At 68.2% G+C, this 17,236-nt stretch carries 15 protein-coding genes; 9 read left to right on the top strand and 6 right to left on the bottom strand.

All coding sequences use genetic code 11. The features are described 5' to 3' along the window. Nucleotides 1–3: 3 nt before the first annotated feature. The gene (locus G9C85_RS13935) at nucleotides 4–321 is read right to left on the bottom strand and encodes a hypothetical protein (RefSeq protein ID WP_166041058.1); all 318 of its coding nucleotides are present in this window, start codon (nucleotides 319–321) and stop codon (nucleotides 4–6) included. A 256-nt stretch (nucleotides 322–577) separates the two neighbouring features. Between G9C85_RS13935 and G9C85_RS18970 the strand changes: the two genes are divergently transcribed. Both G9C85_RS18970 and G9C85_RS13925 read left to right on the top strand, forming a co-directional pair. Further along, complete coding sequence (locus tag G9C85_RS18970; protein WP_166041056.1) at nucleotides 578–1,894, top strand: hypothetical protein; 1,317 nt, start codon at nucleotides 578–580, stop codon at nucleotides 1,892–1,894. Nucleotides 1,895–2,224: 330 nt separating this feature from the next. Further along, a complete protein-coding gene (locus tag G9C85_RS13925; protein WP_166041054.1) occupies nucleotides 2,225–3,451 on the top strand; it encodes a S1C family serine protease in 1,227 nt (408 codons plus the stop codon). Between the two features lie 81 nt (nucleotides 3,452–3,532). On the opposite strand, the gene G9C85_RS13920 is transcribed toward G9C85_RS13925, so the two are convergent. After that, nucleotides 3,533–3,685, bottom strand: a complete 153-nt coding sequence (locus G9C85_RS13920; RefSeq protein WP_166041052.1) for a hypothetical protein — start codon at nucleotides 3,683–3,685, stop codon at nucleotides 3,533–3,535. 129 nt (nucleotides 3,686–3,814) lie between these two features. Beyond that, entirely contained in the window at nucleotides 3,815–4,867 is a 1,053-nt protein-coding gene (locus tag G9C85_RS13915) for an AI-2E family transporter (RefSeq protein ID WP_166041050.1), read from the bottom strand. Between the two features lie 306 nt (nucleotides 4,868–5,173). On the opposite strand from G9C85_RS13915, the gene G9C85_RS13910 reads away from it, so the two are divergent. The 3 genes from G9C85_RS13910 (at nucleotide 5,174) to G9C85_RS13900 (ending at nucleotide 8,091) form a co-directional block, all read left to right on the top strand. Then, the gene (locus G9C85_RS13910) at nucleotides 5,174–6,157 is read left to right on the top strand and encodes a TIGR03557 family F420-dependent LLM class oxidoreductase (RefSeq protein ID WP_166041048.1); all 984 of its coding nucleotides are present in this window, start codon (nucleotides 5,174–5,176) and stop codon (nucleotides 6,155–6,157) included. Between the two features lie 16 nt (nucleotides 6,158–6,173). Then, a complete protein-coding gene (locus G9C85_RS13905; RefSeq protein WP_240148903.1) occupies nucleotides 6,174–7,001 on the top strand; it encodes a ZIP family metal transporter in 828 nt (275 codons plus the stop codon). 91 nt (nucleotides 7,002–7,092) lie between these two features. Further along, entirely contained in the window at nucleotides 7,093–8,091 is a 999-nt protein-coding gene (locus G9C85_RS13900) for a hypothetical protein (RefSeq protein WP_166041046.1), read from the top strand. A 135-nt stretch (nucleotides 8,092–8,226) separates the two neighbouring features. On the opposite strand, the gene G9C85_RS13895 is transcribed toward G9C85_RS13900, so the two are convergent. Both G9C85_RS13895 and G9C85_RS13890 read right to left on the bottom strand, forming a co-directional pair. Further along, complete coding sequence (locus G9C85_RS13895; protein WP_166041044.1) at nucleotides 8,227–9,300, bottom strand: Gfo/Idh/MocA family protein; 1,074 nt, start codon at nucleotides 9,298–9,300, stop codon at nucleotides 8,227–8,229. A 291-nt stretch (nucleotides 9,301–9,591) separates the two neighbouring features. After that, nucleotides 9,592–10,125: an iron transporter gene (locus tag G9C85_RS13890; RefSeq protein ID WP_166041042.1), complete on the bottom strand. Its 534-nt coding sequence runs from the start codon at nucleotides 10,123–10,125 to the stop codon at nucleotides 9,592–9,594. Between the two features lie 219 nt (nucleotides 10,126–10,344). Here G9C85_RS13890 and G9C85_RS13885 point away from each other — a divergent pair, with 219 nt between their 5' ends. Both G9C85_RS13885 and G9C85_RS13880 read left to right on the top strand, forming a co-directional pair. Beyond that, on the top strand, nucleotides 10,345–11,130 hold the full coding sequence (locus tag G9C85_RS13885) for a sugar phosphate isomerase/epimerase (protein WP_166041039.1): 786 nt from the start codon (nucleotides 10,345–10,347) through the stop codon (nucleotides 11,128–11,130). After that, nucleotides 11,117–12,496 (top strand): CDP-glycerol glycerophosphotransferase family protein, encoded by a 1,380-nt coding sequence (locus tag G9C85_RS13880; RefSeq protein WP_166041037.1) that lies wholly within the window; start codon nucleotides 11,117–11,119, stop codon nucleotides 12,494–12,496. The genes G9C85_RS13885 and G9C85_RS13880 overlap by 14 nt, the downstream gene beginning before the upstream one ends. A gap of 97 nt (nucleotides 12,497–12,593) precedes the next feature. Here the strand turns inward: G9C85_RS13880 and G9C85_RS13875 are convergent, their stop codons facing one another. Continuing rightward, on the bottom strand, nucleotides 12,594–13,442 hold the full coding sequence (locus G9C85_RS13875) for a manganese catalase family protein (protein WP_166041622.1): 849 nt from the start codon (nucleotides 13,440–13,442) through the stop codon (nucleotides 12,594–12,596). 240 nt (nucleotides 13,443–13,682) lie between these two features. On the opposite strand from G9C85_RS13875, the gene G9C85_RS13870 reads away from it, so the two are divergent. Together G9C85_RS13870 and G9C85_RS13865 are read left to right on the top strand one after the other, a co-directional pair. Next, nucleotides 13,683–15,257, top strand: a complete 1,575-nt coding sequence (locus tag G9C85_RS13870; RefSeq protein WP_369680824.1) for an HAD-IIA family hydrolase — start codon at nucleotides 13,683–13,685, stop codon at nucleotides 15,255–15,257. Between the two features lie 451 nt (nucleotides 15,258–15,708). Next, the gene (locus G9C85_RS13865; RefSeq protein ID WP_166041035.1) at nucleotides 15,709–17,157 is read left to right on the top strand and encodes a glycoside hydrolase family 32 protein; all 1,449 of its coding nucleotides are present in this window, start codon (nucleotides 15,709–15,711) and stop codon (nucleotides 17,155–17,157) included. Nucleotides 17,158–17,236: the final 79 nt, after the last annotated feature.

The raw sequence follows: 17,236 nt of genomic DNA, 5'->3' as shown, positions 1-17,236 counted from the left end.
GTTTCAGTCCTCCGTCCAGTACATCAGCTGCTCGCGTTCGACGCCGCAGTTCGGGCACTCGTCCGGGAGACCGTCCTCGATTTGGCCCATCTCTCCGCACTCCATGCAGCGCCACATCAACTCTGCCTCCCCGAACCCCTGCCCGGACCGGACGTGCTCGACGCTCAACTGCTCGTAGCCCTCGAGCGTTGAGACGAACAGGCCGTCCTCCTTGATGCCGCGGATCTCCCCGACTGGTTCCCCTTCTTCGGTGTAGACGGTCTCTCCGATGTTGACGTCGGCGTTCGCGTGATCGTCGCCGGCGCTCGCGTCGTCGCTCATGCTCGTTGCTTGGACGCGTGGGGTTAAGAATGACCTGCCGGCAATACGACTTCTCTCCCCGTCCAGTCACCGAATCCCGTGGCGGCCGGTGCGTGCCCGCGGGCTGGGTCGTAATGCGTCCGCCCCTCCGACCGGCCGTCCGGCTGCCCGTCTGCCCGGCTGCCCGGCCGCACCGAGGGAAGCGGTTTCGCCAGCGAGCGATGACAATGCAGGGACCAGCCACATGCCCGCTGCGGGAGAAGGTCGAGGCAGACCGATGACAGACAACGATACGCGCAAGGAGAGCCACATCACGGCGGACCGTTCGACCATCCGCGAGTGGGCGGACGAGACCGACGCCGAACCGGTCCGGCACCGACGCGGCGACAGGACCGACCTCGCACTCCTCCCGCGCTCGGAGCACGGGAGCGACCACGAGCGCGTCGACTGGGACGCGTTCTTCGACGACATGGAGCGCGACGACCGAGTGGTCGTGGCACACGGCGACGGCCGAGACCGGTCCTTCCAGGTGCTCGACCAGGACGACGCCGTCCACCAGAGCTCGATGGAGCGCGACGAACTCACGTCGAGCATCATGGAGGGCGAGACCGTGACGACGGAAGTCACGGAGACGACCGTCGTCGAGGAGACGATCGTCGAGCACGCCGACATCGAGAGCGAACTCATCGACCGGTCGACCGTGAGCGAGACCATCATGGACGCGGAACTGGTGTCTCGCGAGCTCGGCGACTGCAACGTGGAGGGGCTCGCCGACCACCGGACGATGCACGACGCCGGCATGTTCGACGTCGGGCACTCGACGGAAGAGGACTTCGCGGTGACGGTCGAGGCCGACGAGGTGTGGGCGGTCACGAAGGAGGTCGTCGAGCAGGCCGCGATAGAGAGTCGCGTCGTGGACCGGAGCGTCGAGGAGAGCACGGACGTCAAGTCGGACACGATCGAATCCCGGATCGAACTGGGTGACGTCGAGCGCACCGTCCTCGACAGTGGGATACTCGACTCGTCCAAGCACGACGTGGACACGATCGACGAGGAGGCGTTCCGGAGCGAGTACACGGACGACGACGCGATCATCACTGAGTTCGTGGAACGGAAGACCGTCGAGGAGGAGATGACACTCGACCGCGAGTTCTCCGGGACGATCGACGCGGCGGAGACGCGCTCCGTCCACGACGGCGAGGTGAAGACGATCGACGTCGAGATGGCGACCGCCGACGAGTACGACGTCGGCGAGATGGACGTCGACGCGTACGACCGAAGCGGGACGACCGCCGGCGGGAGCGTCGGAACCGCCACCGACGACGCCGGAATGGCCGGCGAGGAGAGGGCGTCCTCGTTCACGATCGACGAGTCGGACCAGGGCAAGACCGTCGTCGACCAGTCCGGCGACGAGGTCGGGATCGTCTCCGAGGTGACGGCGGGGACGCTCTACGTCGACCCGCACCCGTCGCTGACGGACAAGATTCGCGCGAAACTCGATTGGGGCGACAAGGACGAAGAGAGCTATCCGCTCGACGCGGACCGCATCGACGAGATCACGCGGTCGGAGGTCCGCATCCGCGGTCAGGAGTAACGCGTCGACTGGGACGGCCGTCGTTCCGGGCATCGAGCCCGACACTTCCCTCCAAGCAGTCCTCCCCGAGACGCTCCCTGTCCCTCTTCCAGGAGCCACTTCCCGCCTCACCCCGCGACGCTTCTGGTCCCTCGTCCCCTGGTCGCTCGTCCACTGGTCCCTCCTCAATTGGTCGTTGCACGACACTGGGCCGCGAGTGCTGACTGCGAGCGGTCAACTCGATATTACTGCCGACCCATCGGACGAATGTCGCCCACTACCCGGATAACGCGTTGCTACGGCAGGTCAACGACCGACTCCATTTTTCTACCGCTTGGCGCTAGCGCACGTATGGCGTCTCGATTTGCCAGTCCGGTAGTCGTCGCAGTAGCATTACTCGTCCTGACAGCCAGCGGCGGACTCGCCGTGGCGACGATCGGGCCACCGGGCGCGACCGGCACCGCGGACGACGGGGTGACCGATGCCACCGCGGACGCACAGGGTGCGTCGAATGCGGCTGCTGAAGCGACTACCGACCAGTCGAATGCGGCCGCTGACGCGTCGGCCGTCCAGCAGAACGGGACGTGCGAGTACACGAGTCTCTACAACGAGACCATCGGCTCCGTCGTGTTGGTGCAGGCCAACGAGGGCCAGGGCTCCGGATTCGTCTACGAACGCACCGACAACGGCACGAGCTACGTCGTCACGAACCAGCACGTCGTCGGCGAGTCCGCGACGACCCAGATCCGGTTCAACCAGGGCGAGAACCGGACCGGTACGGTCGTCGGGACCGCCGCGATCACGGACCTCGCTGTCATCCGCGTGAACGATGCGCCGTCGTACGCCACGGCCCTGGAGACGTACGACGGGGCCGTCACGCCCGGCCAGAAGGTCGCGGCGATGGGAAGCCCGTTCGGTCTCCAGAGCACGATCACGAGCGGGATCGTCAGCGGCGTCGGCCGCCAGCTACCCACGCAGCGCGGGACGACCGTTCCGAACGCGATCCAGACCGACGCCGCGATCAACCCGGGTAACTCCGGCGGGCCGCTCGTGGACTGCGCGACCGGCTCGGTCCTCGGCGTGAACACCGCCGGCGGTGCCGAGAACATCGGGTTCGCGATTCCCGCGAGCGTCGTCGATCAGATCGCCGGCGAACTGATCGCGAACGGATCCGCCCAGTACGGGTACCTCGGCGTCCGCGTCGCGCCCGTGACCCCGGCGGTCGCGCAAGCGAACGACCTGAACTCGACGCAGGGCGTCATAGTCACCGACGGAATCGAGGGAACGCCCGGCGCGGAGTCGCTCCAGTCCGCGTCCGGCACCGAGGTCGTCAGCGGGATGCAGGTCCCGGTCGACGGCGACGTCATCGTCGCCATCGAGGGCGAACCCGTCCAGGGGGCGGGCGACCTCATCGGCTACCTCGTCGCGCAGACCGACCCCGGCGACACCGTCCAGCTGACCGTGATCCGGGACGGCGAACGCCAGACGATCGAGGTCACGCTCACGAACCGTCCGGAGGAACCGAACGCCGCGATGCATCACACCGTCGGCGGGGCGACCGCGATCGTGGCGGGCTGACGGGTTCGTCGCGGGGCGTCGCGTCGACGCTCCTGCGGTCCGCTCGTTCTCCCCGACGTTCGCTCGCTCGCCGCAGTGACGCTATATCACGTCGTGCCGGACGACGAGCACCGCGAGACCGAGGACGAGGAGGACGATTCCGTACCAGACGGAGTCTCCCGGGATCGCGGCGAGGAGGAGCGTGACGAGACCCGACGAGACGAGCGACCAGCCGACGGTCGTTTGGTATGCCATACGCCACGTTGGCGTTCGTGACCGATAGGGAGGCCACTTGCAGTCGCCACCGGAGCGAATGGCTGCGGTCGTGGAACCGGTGCTCGCGGGGTCGTATCCCGTCCTCCGCGAAGTTCACGCGCTCGTCGGCTACTCGCCGGGGATGTGAACGGAGATGCCGTGGGCGAGCGACGGGAGCACTCGCTGCGCGAAGTGCAGGAAGACGACGAGCACGATGGGGCCGAAGAACACGCCCCACCAGCCGAACGCCTCCGCGCCGAGGGCGTACGCGAGGATCATCAGTCCCATGTTGATGCCGCCCTTGGAGACGTACGACCTGAGGAGGAGGTCCGGAATGGTGTCCACGACGACGAACGTGATGGCGAGGAACGCGACCGGCACCCAGACCGGGAAGAGGTTCCAGACGTACGCGCGGAGGAAGAGGATACCAGCGAATGGCACGTAGACGGCGACCATCCCGAGGACGGGGATGAGCGTCCCGACGCCGACGAGCATCCCGAGGAGGATGGGGTACTGGATGACTGAGTCCCCGGGCGCGAAGGTCGCGAACAGGTAGAACGTCGCAGCGGCGATGACGCCCGTGATACCGATCGTGAGGAGGTTCCCCGTGTAGATGGTGTCGAGGTCGTCGTCGACGCCCTCCAGGAAGTCGACGGCGACGAAGTCGTCGAACGAGTCGCGCACCCACTCGCCGATCGCGTGGCCGTCGCGGAGGAGGTAGTACGCGACGGTGACCATGATGAACAGGCGGATGCCCCACGCGAACAGCGTGCTCGAGTACCTGCGGACGAGGGCCGTGTTCCCCTGGAGCAGCTGGGTCCACGTCTCGCGGCTCGCGAACGACTGCACGCTGACGAACGGCCGGATGGCCTGCCGGATGTCGCTCGCGACGGGCGAATTCAATAGCGTGGCGGCCTCCTGGTAGGCCGTGAGGGCGGCGTACCCGAGGACGATGATCATCGGGAGGCCGACCGTCGCCAGCGCGATGGCGGCACTCACTCGACGCCGCCCGACACGCTCGTGGACGTGCTCGTAGACGGGACGCGTGCCGTAGTAGAGGAACAGCCCGAGGACGATCCCGCCGATGCTCTTGTAGACGACGAACGAGACGACGACGAGGACCACGAGACCCACGGCGACCCACGCGACTTGTTCGGGCCGTACGTCCCAGCGGCTGAACATACCGGTTGCCATACCTCTCGGCGCAAAAGCCATCTGCCTTTGACGGACGGGTAACGGACTGGTACAGCCGTTCGGTCGCGTCTCGGCCGGGGGACCGGGCTACTGCGCGCAGTAGATTCAACCCGCGAGCAGTCCAATCCCGGGTGAGTCGCGCGAGCCTTTGGCACGCGACGCACGTCACCATGCACTCGAGAGCCACTCCAGATCCCGTCTCCGACCCGACCGCGGTCGTACCGCCCGCGAAACCGACGTGGCCGCCGGCGAACACAGCGCTCCCGTCGACCGTCCACCGGGCGGGTGGTGTCCGTGCCTGAGTTCGGGATTGCTCTCTCCAGCGAGGAGCACGAACCGGACGCGCTCGTCGACTACGCCACGAAGGCCGAGGACGTCGGCCTGGACTTCGCGATGGTCTCGGACCACTACCATCCGTGGATCGAGGCGCAGGGCGAGTCGCCGTTCGTCTGGAGCGTGCTCGCCGGTATCGCTCGCGAGACGGACTCGCTTCGCGTCGGTACCGGCGTGACGTGTCCGACGATCCGCATCCATCCGGCGATACTCGCGCAGGCGGCCGCGACGACCGCCGTCATGTTCGACGGCCGGTTCACGTTCGGGGTCGGCACGGGCGAACGCCTCAACGAGCACGTGCTCGGCGACCGCTGGCCGACGTACGAGGAACGCCAGTCGATGCTCCGCGAGGCCGTCGACGTCCTCCGCGAGCTGTGGACGGGCGAGGTCGTCGACCACCACGGCGAGCACTACACGGTCGAGAACGCGAAGCTCTACACGACCCCGGAGGCACCGCCGGACGTCGCCGTCGCCGCCGGTGGCACCGACTCCGCGTCGGTCGCGGGCGAGATCGGTGACGGACTCGTGACCACCGCACCGGACGACGAACTCGCCGCCGCGTTCGCGGACGCGTACGCGGACCGCGACCAGGCCGACACCGACCACGTCGACGCTCCCATGATCGGGCAGGCCGCTGTCTGCTACGCCGAGACGGAGCAGGAGGGTCGGCGGACCGTCCACGAGCAGTGGCCGAACGGCGGCCTCCCGGGCGAACTCGGCCAGGAGCTCCCGACGCCGAGCGTCTTCGAGCAGGCGGCCGAACTCGTCACCGAGGAGGACGCCGCCGGCTCGCTGCCCTGTGGTCCGGACGCGGACGCGTTCGTCGAGTCCATCCAGTCGTACCTCGACGCCGGCTACGACCACGTCTACCTCCATCAGATCGGCGACGATCAGGCGGACTTCCTCGAGTTCTACGCCGACGAGGTCCTGCCGTCGTTCGACTGAGGGAGCGTCGTCGTCGATGCTCCCCGAGGCCCCGTTCGCGCCCCTGCTCACGTCCGAGCTTGCGCCCGTGGATGCGCCCCTGATCGCGACGGCACTCGGGTCCAGGACCGGCGGGGCCGGTAGCGGGAACGAACTGGTCGCCGCGAGCGCAGCGGTCGCTCTGGCGCTCGTCCACCTCTACGGAACGCGCATCCGACTCGTCGACGCCGCCCCTCGGAGCCGCATCCTCTCGTTCGGCGGCGGGGTCTCCGTCGCGTACGTCTTCGTCCACCTCCTCCCCGAACTGGCACGGACCGAGGGGTTCGACGAGACGCCACTCGGGCACCCGTTGGTCCTCGAACGGTCCGTGCACGTCGTCGCGCTCCTCGGGTTCGTCACGTTCTACGGTCTCGAGCGCTTCGTCGCCGAGTCGCGGGACGACGAGGTGGGCGAGGAGCCGTCCCGCGGCGTCTACCGCATCCACCTCGCGTCGTTCGCGGGCTACAACGCCCTCGTCGGGTACCTGCTCTTCCACCGCGAGGAAGCGGGAACGATTCCGCTCGTGCTCTTCGCCGTCGCGATGACGCTGCACTTCCTCGTGAACGACTACGCGCTCCGCCACCACTACAGGGACGCCTACCGCGACCGCGGCCGCTGGGTGCTCGCCGCCGCCGTCCTCGGCGGCGCGCTCGCCGGCGCACTGACCACGATCGACCGCGGCGCGCTCGACGTCCTGTTCGCGTTCCTCGCCGGCGGCGTCGTCCTCAACACGATCAAGGAGGAACTCCCGGAGAGTCGCGAGAGCAAGTTCGTGGCGTTCGCGCTCGGGAACGCGCTCTACGCCGGCCTCCTGCTCCTCGTCTGAGCGCCCGCGGTCCCGTCGCGAGATCGCTCCGCGGCCGCGGGTTGCACAAGTCGGGGTCGACGCTTTCCCTCCTCCATCCCGTCGCTCCGGTATGGCGACGCGAGACGACGACGACCGCTCCACCACCCGGAAGCGGCTCGTGGACCGGTACGAACGCGTCCTGAAATACGTCCTCGTTGACGCGAACAGGTACGCGTTCGCCGCCGTCCTCCTCGTCGTCGCCTCGGCCCCGCTGCTCGCGCTCGAACTCGGGAACGTCGTGACCGTCGACCAGGAGACCACCGCCCTCTACTACCTCTTCAGCACGCTCGCGGGTGGGAACGTGACCCTCATCACCATCGTCGTCTCCATCAACCAGCTCGTGCTCTCCCGCGAACTCCGGTCGCCGGGTGACCTCGAGACCGAGATGGACGCCGCCGAGTCGTTCCGCGCGGACGTCGAGTCCGGGCTCGACCGACCCGTCGCCCCGGAAGCCCCTGCTGACTTCCTCCAGCTCCTCGTGTCGCAGACGCGCGAGGACGTCGCCGCAATCGCCGACGTCTACCCCTCGATCGACGACGAGGCCGTCCGCGAGGACGTCGCCGACCTCGTCGCGGACCTCGAGCCCGAACTCGACGACACCTTCGACGCACTCCAGACCTCCGGCACCGGCGTGTTCTCCGCGCTCACGACGATACTGGACGCCGACTTCTCGACGCACATCAACCACGCACGCTGGGTCGTCCGAGCGAACGAAGGTGCGATGCCGGGCGACCTCGTCGAGCACGTGGACTCGCTCGAGGACGAACTCGAACAGCTCGACGTCGCCCGTCAGTACTTCAAGACCGTGTATATCACGCAGGAACTCGCTAACGTCTCCCGACTGATGCTGTCGACGGGTCTGCTCGCGGTCGTCGTCGCACTCGCGCTCATGGTCTACGCCGGCTACCGGGTCACGCTCCTCCCGCCAGCGATTCACGCGGTCTACATCCCCGTGTCGGTCGCGGTGACGCTGGTCCCGCTCGCACTCCTCATCACGCACGTCCTCCGCATCGCCACCGTCGCCCGCCGTACCGCCGCCATCACGCCGTTCCTCTCGCCGACCAAGTGAGCGGGGCTCCCAGCGCGGCCCCCGATTCGGCCGGCGACGCGGTGGACCTCGGACGATAGGCGCCGTCGAGGTGACGTACTCCCGGAAGCGACGAGTTGCAGGATGGAATCGTCCTTCGACGGGGCGTCCGCCGGACTACTCGTCGAACCTGACGGCGCGGCCGGTCTCGCTCGACCGATAGATGCCGTCGACGATCCGCTGGACTTCGAGGCCCTCATCGGCCGTGTTCATCGTCACCGGCTCGCCCGCGGCGGCGGCGTCGACGAAGTGCCGCATCTCCTCGACGTGCCCGTCCGGGCCGCCGCGCGCGTCGATCGTGCTCGTGACGTGGTGGTCGATGCCGATGTTCCCCGTCTCGAACAGCTCGACGACCTCGCCCTCGAGTTCGAGCTGCGCGCCTGCCTCGGTGCCGCGGACGATGAGTTCGTTCCCCGGCGTCCGGTTCGTCGCCCACGCGACCTCGAGCGAGACGGTCTGCCCGGACGCGAACCGGATGAACGCCGTCACGGAGTCGTCCACGTCGAACCCGTTCTCGGCGGCGTCCCAGGACGAAGCGAACCCGTCGGGGTCCGCGTAGTCCTCGCGCGCCCCGAACGTCGACCGCGTGATGCCCGACACCTCGACGACCTCCGGGAAGTCGAGGACGTCCATCGCGAGGTCGATGACGTGGACGCCGACGTCGATGAGCGACCCGCCGCCCGCGAGCTCGCGGTTCGTGAACCACGACCCGGGTGCGGGGATGCCGCGGCGTCGAACGTACGTGGCCTCGATGTGCTCGATCTCCCCGAACCGTCCCTGGTCGCGGTAGGCGCGCGTCGCCCGCGACGCTGGCGCGAACCGGTTGTGGAAGCCGACCATGCAGTAGCCCTCCGAGCCGCGGGAGGCGTCCGCGATCCGAGCGGCGCTCTCGAGGGTGTGCGCGAGCGGCTTCTCGACGAACACGTAGCAGTCGTCCTCGAGCGCGGCCACTGCCGTCTCCTCGTGGAACCGGTTCGGGGTCGTGATGACGACCGCGTCGAGGGACTCCGCCTCGAGCATCGCGTCGTGCGAGTCGTAGGTGGGGACGTCGAACTCCTCAACGAACTCCGCGCGCGGATCCGCGGAGACGTCCGCGCCAGCGACCACGGTCGCACCGACGTCCTCGGCGTTCCCGGCGTGCACGCGGCCCATCAGTCCCAGCCCGATTACGCCGACGCGGACGTCGGTCATCGACGCAGCCCCCCGATTCGGTATCGGTTCCGTGGCGTTCCAGTTCCAGCGATAAGCACGACCATACCAGAAGCGGGGAACCCCGCATCAATAACCGTTGCGGGGTCCGATACTGTGCTTACGCTCCCGTTTTCCTGTTCATTAGCGGACGCGTACTGACTGGATGCGAGCGATTGGTAGTCGACCGATGACGGGATAAAGACCAGTCGACGACGTCGCGGCCCGCGGTCTCGAAGCCGTCGAACTGCCGGCCACGGGCGTGCTGGCGTGGTCAGACCGCCGCGTACCATCTCAGGACTGCCCGGTCGTGAGCTGGACGTCGTCGAACGTCACCTGGACGGCATCCCGGTAGCGGTCGCCGTTCTCCTCGTCGTGTCGCTCGAACCCTGGCGGTTCGACGTCGACGCGGATCGAGTACGCGCCGTCTCCCGGTATCTTCACGTTATCTCCGTAGTGGTGGAGGCCCGGATGCCAGAGGAACTGGGGTTCGAACTCGGCGACAGCCTCGTCGCCGTCGAGGACTGCGACCGAGACGTCGAGCTCGGGCAGGAACCGGCCGTCGTCGCCGTCGCAGACCGCGACCTCGACGTGACAGTTCTCGTCGTCCGGCTCCTCCCACTCCAGGTCGCCGTCCCCGGTGGACGCGTACATGCCCTCGGCCTCCTCCTGGGCGAATCCGACGAGGTAATCCTTCACTTCTCGCGTGTCGCCGGTCTCGGCGACCTCCTCGATCATGTACGTCAGTGCCTCCTGATACGCGTCGCCCGCCTTCTGGGCGAGTTCGAGCTGGCGTTCGTCGGCCTCCTCGCTGGTCGTGAGCGTCACGTCTGGAAGCTGGGTGCGTCAGGACGTGACAGTTGCCCTTCCCGTCGCAAGCACGGCGAGGGTGCGCCGTGGGCGGTCGTGCTCCCGCCGGTGCCGCTCGCGTTCCCGGTCCGCCCGTGGCTTGCGTTCCCGGTCCGTCCGTGGCTCGTGCTCCCGGTCCGTCCGTCGCTCGCGCTCGCCGGGCGCACGCCTTTCCGGCTCCGCGTCGAAGCGTCGGGCATGACCGCCGCCCGAACCGGCTTCGTCAGTCAAACGCACAGTGGCGACGCGACGCTCGAGAACTGGATCGCTCGCGGTGGCGCCGCGGACTTCGACTTCGTCGAGGTGTACATGGACGGCGCGACGAACCGCCGCGCGCTCGACCCGCAGGAAGTCGCGGCGCGCGCCGACGACCACGATCTCGACGTCCTCGTCCACCTCCCGTTCGTCGACCTCGACCTCGGCACGCCACGCGACGGCGTTCGCGACGCCGCCATCGCGGAACTCGAGGCGTGCCTCCGCGTCGCCGCGGACATGGACGCGGCGAAGGCCGTCGTCCACCCGAGTTCGCGCGCCACGCCACCGGAGTGGAACCGCGACGTCGTCGTCCCGCGGATCGTGGACGCGATCGCCGACCTCGACGCGGTCGCCGCCGACCACGGCGTCGAACTCTGCGCGGAGAACCTCCCCGGCGGCTACTTCCTCCTGTCCTCGTTCGACCCGCTGCTCGAGGGGACCGAGGTCTCGATGACGTTCGACACCGGCCACGCTCGCGTGGACGGCTACGACGCTCAGGCCATGGCCGAGTACCTCGACGCGCACCGCGACCGCGTCTCGCACGTGCACGTCAACGACGCCCGCGAGGCCGCCGACGAGCACGTCCCGACGGGATCGGGCACCACGGACTTCGCCACCGCCCTCGCCCCACTCGACGACGACTGGGACGGCACGCTCTCCCTGGAGGTGTACACGTTCGACTTCGACTACCTCGAGATCAGTCGCGAGAAACTCCATGCCGTCCTCTGAAGACGCTGGAACCGCCGCCGACCCCAGCGCCGACGTCCGTGCCGGCGAAACGGCCGAATTCGACGACCGCCTCGAAGACGACGGCGACCCCGCCGAGCGGCGCGACGGTTCCGCCGACGGAACTGGCACGACGACCGACGCGGGGCCGTCGCCGGAGTCGTTCGGGCGCTGGAAGCAGCTGCGGTACGTGCTCGCGACCGCGCTGTTCGCGCTCGTCGCGCGGCTCTCGGCGTGGTACGGCCGCGACCCGTCCGTGTGGGCGTTCGGCGCACGCGGCGGGAGCGCGTTCGTGGACAACGCGAAGTACCTCTACCTCCACGCCGTCGAACACCACCCCGAGGTCCGCGCGGTCTGGCTGACCCGCGACCGCGACGTCGTCACCGACCTCCGGGACGCCGGCTACGACGCCCACCACGTACACTCGCCGCGGGGCGTCCTCGTCGCGCTGCGCGCAGGCGTCGTCGTCCTCACCGAGGACTTCCGGGACGTGAACGTCGCCGCGGTCGGCGGCGCGCGCATCGTCCAGCTCTGGCACGGCATCCCCATCAAGCGCATCGGGTGGGACGCCGAACTCCCCGACTTCCCGCTCGCGATCCGGCTCTGCCTTGGGCACCTCCAGCGGCAGGTCTCCCAATTCGTCCTCACCGCGAGCGACCTCGCCGACGTCTTCGCGTCCGGCCTCCGCATCGACCGCGACGCGCACGCCCTCGCCGGCTACCCGCGCACCGATGCCCTCCGACGCTCGATCCCCGGCGAGATGGTCGGCGTCGACGGCCGCGTCACAACCCGACTCGACCGCGCCGCCGAAGACGGCGCGCTCCTGTTCTACCTGCCGACGTACCGCGGGACCGACGGACAGGGGTTCGACCACCACCTCGACCTCGACGCGCTCGAGGCGTTCCTCGCCGAGCGAGACGCCACCCTCGCCGTCAAGCCACATCCCAAGGAATCGGTCGACCTCGACGCGACCGGTTCCCGGATCGTCGAGATCCCGCCGGACAACGACGTCTATCCCCTCCTTCGCCGCGCGGACGTCCTCCTGACGGACTACTCGTCGGTCGCGTTCGACTTCCTCCGCGTCGACCGCCCCATCGTCTTCTACCCCTACGACCGGGAGCGATACGAGCGAACGCGCGGGTTCTACGTCGACTACGACGCCGTCACCCCCGGGCCCGTCGCCGAGGAGTTCGACGCGCTACTGGACGCGCTCGCGGACGTTCTCGACGACGAAGACTCGCCCGCGGACGACTGGCAGGCCGAGCGCGCCGCCGTCCGCGACCGTCTCTTCGAGCACCCCGACGGCGACCACGCCGAACGCACCTACCGCGTCGTCGCCGCCGCCGACCGCCAGGACCGCCTGCGGTAGTCAGTAGTGCCGCCGCCGACCGCCAGGATCGCTTGCGGTAGTCAGTAGTGCCGCCGCCGACTCCCGCGCCCGCCGGTGGTAAGCTTCCGTTATACGGTCAGTCGTCCTCGTCCTTCCCCGTCACCTCGTTGTGGGTCTTCGGGTCGGACTTGGCGACGTTCGGAATCATGCCCTCGAGGTCGTCCTCGTGCATGAGCGAGTACTCGCCCTCCCCGTCGAACGACTCGCCCTCGGTCCATGGCGCCTCGTAGTCGGCGCGCTCGCGCATCGTCGACAGGAACGCGTAGTTGTACTCCTGTAGCTCCTCCGCGTCCGGGAAGCTATCTGGCACGGGGAGATGGTCCTGGGGGTCCTCGGGGTCGCCGAGTGATTGCATCGCTTCCAGCCACTGGTTCTGGTGCATGGTGTCGCGGGCGACGAGGTACGCGAGCATGTCCTTCATCCCTGGGTCGTCGGTCATCTCCCAGAGGCGCGTCGCGAGGAGGCGGCCCGTCGACTCCGCCATCACGTTCGCGTACATGTCCGCCGCGAGGTTCCCGCTCGCGACGATGTAGCTCGCGTTGAACGGCGCCCCGTTCGCGTCCACGGGCATCGCGTTCAGTCCGGAGGAGAGGATCTGCCGGGGCATCATCCCGTTCATCGCCGCGTTCACGGCCTGGTCGTCCTGCATGTTCCGGCGGAGCTGGAGCGGCGCGCCCTCGAGGTTCTTCGCGACCGCGGTCGCGAGCATCTCGATGTGCCCGATCTCCTCGGTCGCGGTCTCGTAGAGCAGGCGACGGTACTCCTCGTGCTCGTCGGGGACGCCGAACGCCTGGAACATGTACTGGAGGCAGACGCGCATCTCGCCCTCGACGCCACCGATGGCTTCCTGCAACATCTTCGCGAACACCGGGTCCGGTTCGTCGACTTCCACTGGGTACTGGAGTTCTTGGTCGTGGTAGAACACGGCACTCGATTCCTCGACCGAGACGTCGATAGTCGTGGTGCTTGCAAACACACCACATTAGTCCGACCGCTTCAGTGAGGCGAATCTGGCGGCCTCGCCGACACCGACTTGCTCTCGAGGGACGCATCGAACTATAACAAGTACATAGCCGCCCCGTCTTCCGATTCCATTGTCCTTACCGGCGCGAACCCGTCGTGCGCAAGCCAACCGCATACACCGCTCGCCCGTCTCTTCGGCAAAGTGACCAGCACCTTGCACGGCGTTATCCTCGCTGCCGGTATTGGATCACGACTGAAACCGCTCACGCTCGAGCGGCACAAGGCCTGCGTGACAGTCGGGGACGACCCTATCGTCGTCCACCAGCTCCGCGCGTTCGCGGCCTCACCCGTCGACGAGGTCCACGTCCTGACGGGCTACCTCTCCGACCAGGTCGCGGCGTGCTGTCGAGACTTCGCCGACGGTCGCGACGACATCTCCGTCTCCGTCAGGGAGTGCGAGGTGTTCGCGAACACGAACAACATGTACTCGCTCTACGAGGCCCGGGACGCCGTCGCCGGCGAACCGTTCGTGCTCGCGAACGGTGACGTCGTCTTCGAACCGCGCGCGCTCGAGCGCCTCGTCGAGTCCGACGCCGACAGCGCGATCGCGTGCGACGCGTCGACGTACGACGAGGAAGCGATGAAGGTAACCGTCGACGACGACGGCCGCGTCGACCACATCTCGAAGGACGTCCCGGAGTCTCGGGCCGCCGCCACCTCGATCGACTGCTACCGGTTCTCGGCGGCGTTCTCCGCGACGCTCTTCGACGAGATCGTCCGACGCATCGAGGTCGACGAAGCGTACGACTGCTGGACGGAGGTCGCGATCGACGGCGTCCTCCAGTCCGGACGACACGACGTTCGGCCGGTGGACGTCGACGGCGCGAACTGGGTGGAGGTCGACGACCACGACGACCTCCTCGCGGCGGACTGGACGTTCTCCGACTTCGAGGACCTCCGGTCGAAGGAGGCCGTGTTCTTCGACCTCGACGGCACGCTCTACCTCGACGACGAACTCGTCGACGGCGCCGCCGACGTCGTCGGCGCGCTCCGTGCGAGCGGGACGGACGTCTACTTCCTCTCGAACAACTCCTCGGGCTGGAAGACCGACTACGCGGAGAAGCTCTCCCGTCTCGGGGTGCCCGCGACGCCCGACCAGGTCGTCCTGTCGACCGACGGCGTCATCGAGTACCTCACCGAGAACGGGACCGAGGACGCGTACGCGGTCGGGACGGCGGCGATGCGGACAGCGCTCTCGGAAGCCGGCGTCGACCCGACCGCGTCGGACCCGGAGGCGGTCGTCGTCGCGTTCGACACCGAGCTCTCCTACGAGAAGGTTCGCGAGGCGACGCTCGCCGTCCGCGACGGCGCGGAGTTCCTGCTCGCGCACCCCGATATGGTCTGTCCGACCGCGGACGGACTCGTCCCGGACTGCGGGTCGATCGGTGCGCTCGTCGCCGCGGCGACCGACCGCGAGCCCTCGCGCGTGTTCGGAAAGCCGAACGCGGAGATGCTCGCGCCCGTCATGGACGAGCACGACCTGGATCCCGCGGACGTCGCCGTCGTCGGCGACCGCCTCGACACGGACGTCCAGATGGCGGCGAACGTCGGCTGCGAGTCCATCTGCGTGCTCTCCGGGGACGCCTCGCGCGTCGACGTCGAGACCCACGAGCTGTCGCCGACGCTCGTCGTCGACAGCGTCGGCGCGTTCGAGTACCCGGATCTCACGACGAGCGAGGAATCGAGCGCTTCCGGCACCGTTCAGGAGTCGAGCTAGCGACTCGTCGACGGTCCCTTCCTGATGCTCACCTATCTGTTCGTGTAGCTACAGTCAGTTTCGTTCCAGTTCGTTTGCGTGTGGCTAGAGGCGGTCGCAGATAGGTGCATAATAACGGTCGATGTTCCAAGTTCGTCGACGGGAGTCTGCCGTCGGCCAGTCTGGCGGTTCTAAGCGGTCACGGGTGGGGACAACCGAAGGAGTTACAACCATCCGCTTGCTAGCCCAGTCGACGTCGCAGCGTGTCGCTACTGGTGGAAATTCGTTGTTAATCGGCCCGCTGTTGGCCGGTATGGCCGTAGTCTGTCGTGGTGGGAGCGTTGCGCCGGATTTACCAATGACGTCAGACAACCTCGCGGAACGTAGGTCGAACGGAACTGGACGGTCAGGTCGTCGCAACTACCTCGCGACGCTGGGGGCGGGCGTCGCCGCACTCCTTGGGGGTGCTAGCATGGCTGATCGCGTTACCGCGGACGCCGACCCGTCCGAACCTGACGCGAGCAAGCCGTTCGCGCCGGCGTATCACGCCGCACCCTCGGAGGGTTGGATGAACGACCCGAATGGGATGGCGTACGTCGACGGCCGCTACCACCTGTTCTACCAGGCCGGCAAGGACCGACGGCGATGGGACCACGCGACGAGCGAGGACCTACTCACCTGGACCCACGAGGGGACGAAGGTCCCCGACGACGGCTTCCAGGCGTACTCGGGCGGGGCGGTCGTCGACGTCGAGGACCGCTGTGGGTTCGGAGAGAACGCGCTCGTCGCGATGTTCACGGGCCACCACGACGACGGCGTCGAGGACCAGCGGCTCGCGTACAGCGCGAACGGCGGCGACGACCTCGTCCGTCACGAGGCCAATCCCATCATCCCGAGCGAGGCGAGCGATTTCCGCGATCCGAACCCGCTCTGGTACGAGCCCGATGGCTCTTGGCGGCTCGTCGTCGCTCGCGTCAACCCGACGGCGGACCGTCCGCGCGGCATCGAGATCTACGAGTCGGACGACCTCGTCGACTGGACGTACGTGAGCACGTACTCGTCGGATGGGGCGGCCTGGGAGTGCCCGAGCCTCTACGAGCTCCCGGTCGTGGGCAGCGACGAGACGCGATGGGTGATGACGGTGTCCGTCGAGTGGAACCACGTCGAGCACCACGTCGGCCGGTTCGACGGGGAGCGGTTCATCGTCGAGGAGGCGTTCCGCGCAGACCACGGGTTCGATTACTACGGCGCGCAGTCCTGGGCGAACGCCCCCGAAGGCCCGGGCCTCCAGCTTGCGTGGATGAACAACTGGGCGTACGCGCTCTCGGTACCGGGCAACGGCTGGCAGGGCGCACAGTCGCTCCCGCGGCGACTGACGCTCTACGAGACCGCCGACGGCGTAGACCTCCGCCAGCACCCGACCGACGCGGTCGCCTCGCTCCGCGACAGCCGCGTCGCCTCGCTCCGCGAGCAACCCGTCGCGCCCGACGCGGACCCGGTCGGCGACGCCGGCGTCCACGGGCGAACGCTGGAGCTACTCGCGACCGTCGACCCGGGGACCTCCGACAGCGTCGGCCTCGCGGTTCGCGCCTCGACCGACCAGGAGACCCGTATCGAGTACGACGTCCCGAACGAGGAGCTCATAGTCGACCGAGGGCGCTCCGGCGCCCTGTTCGCACCCGGCCACTACGACGTCGCGACCGGGCCGCTCCCGCGCCGCGCGGACGGCAGCATCCAGCTCCGCGTGTTCGTCGACAACAGCTCCGTCGAGGTGTTCGCGAACGACGGCCGCCACGTCAATACGAACCTCGTCTTCCCCGCCCTCGAGAGCACCGGCGTCAGCGCGTTCGCCGACGGCGGCACCGCGGAGCTGACCGCGTTCGACGCGTACACGCTCGCCACCCACGAGTCGGACCGCTAGCTGTCCCGACTCCGAGACGACCACGAGGGTGCCGGCCGCAGGGCCCTCTCGGACAAACCCCCCGTTTCTCCAGGTAACC

Origin of the sequence: Halorubellus sp. JP-L1 (genome assembly GCF_011440375.1) — an archaeon.
In the GTDB taxonomy this organism is placed as follows: domain Archaea; phylum Halobacteriota; class Halobacteria; order Halobacteriales; family Natrialbaceae; genus Halorubellus.
Note: the sequence above shows the minus strand (reverse complement) of the source record. Positions and strands in the feature narration are given on the sequence as shown.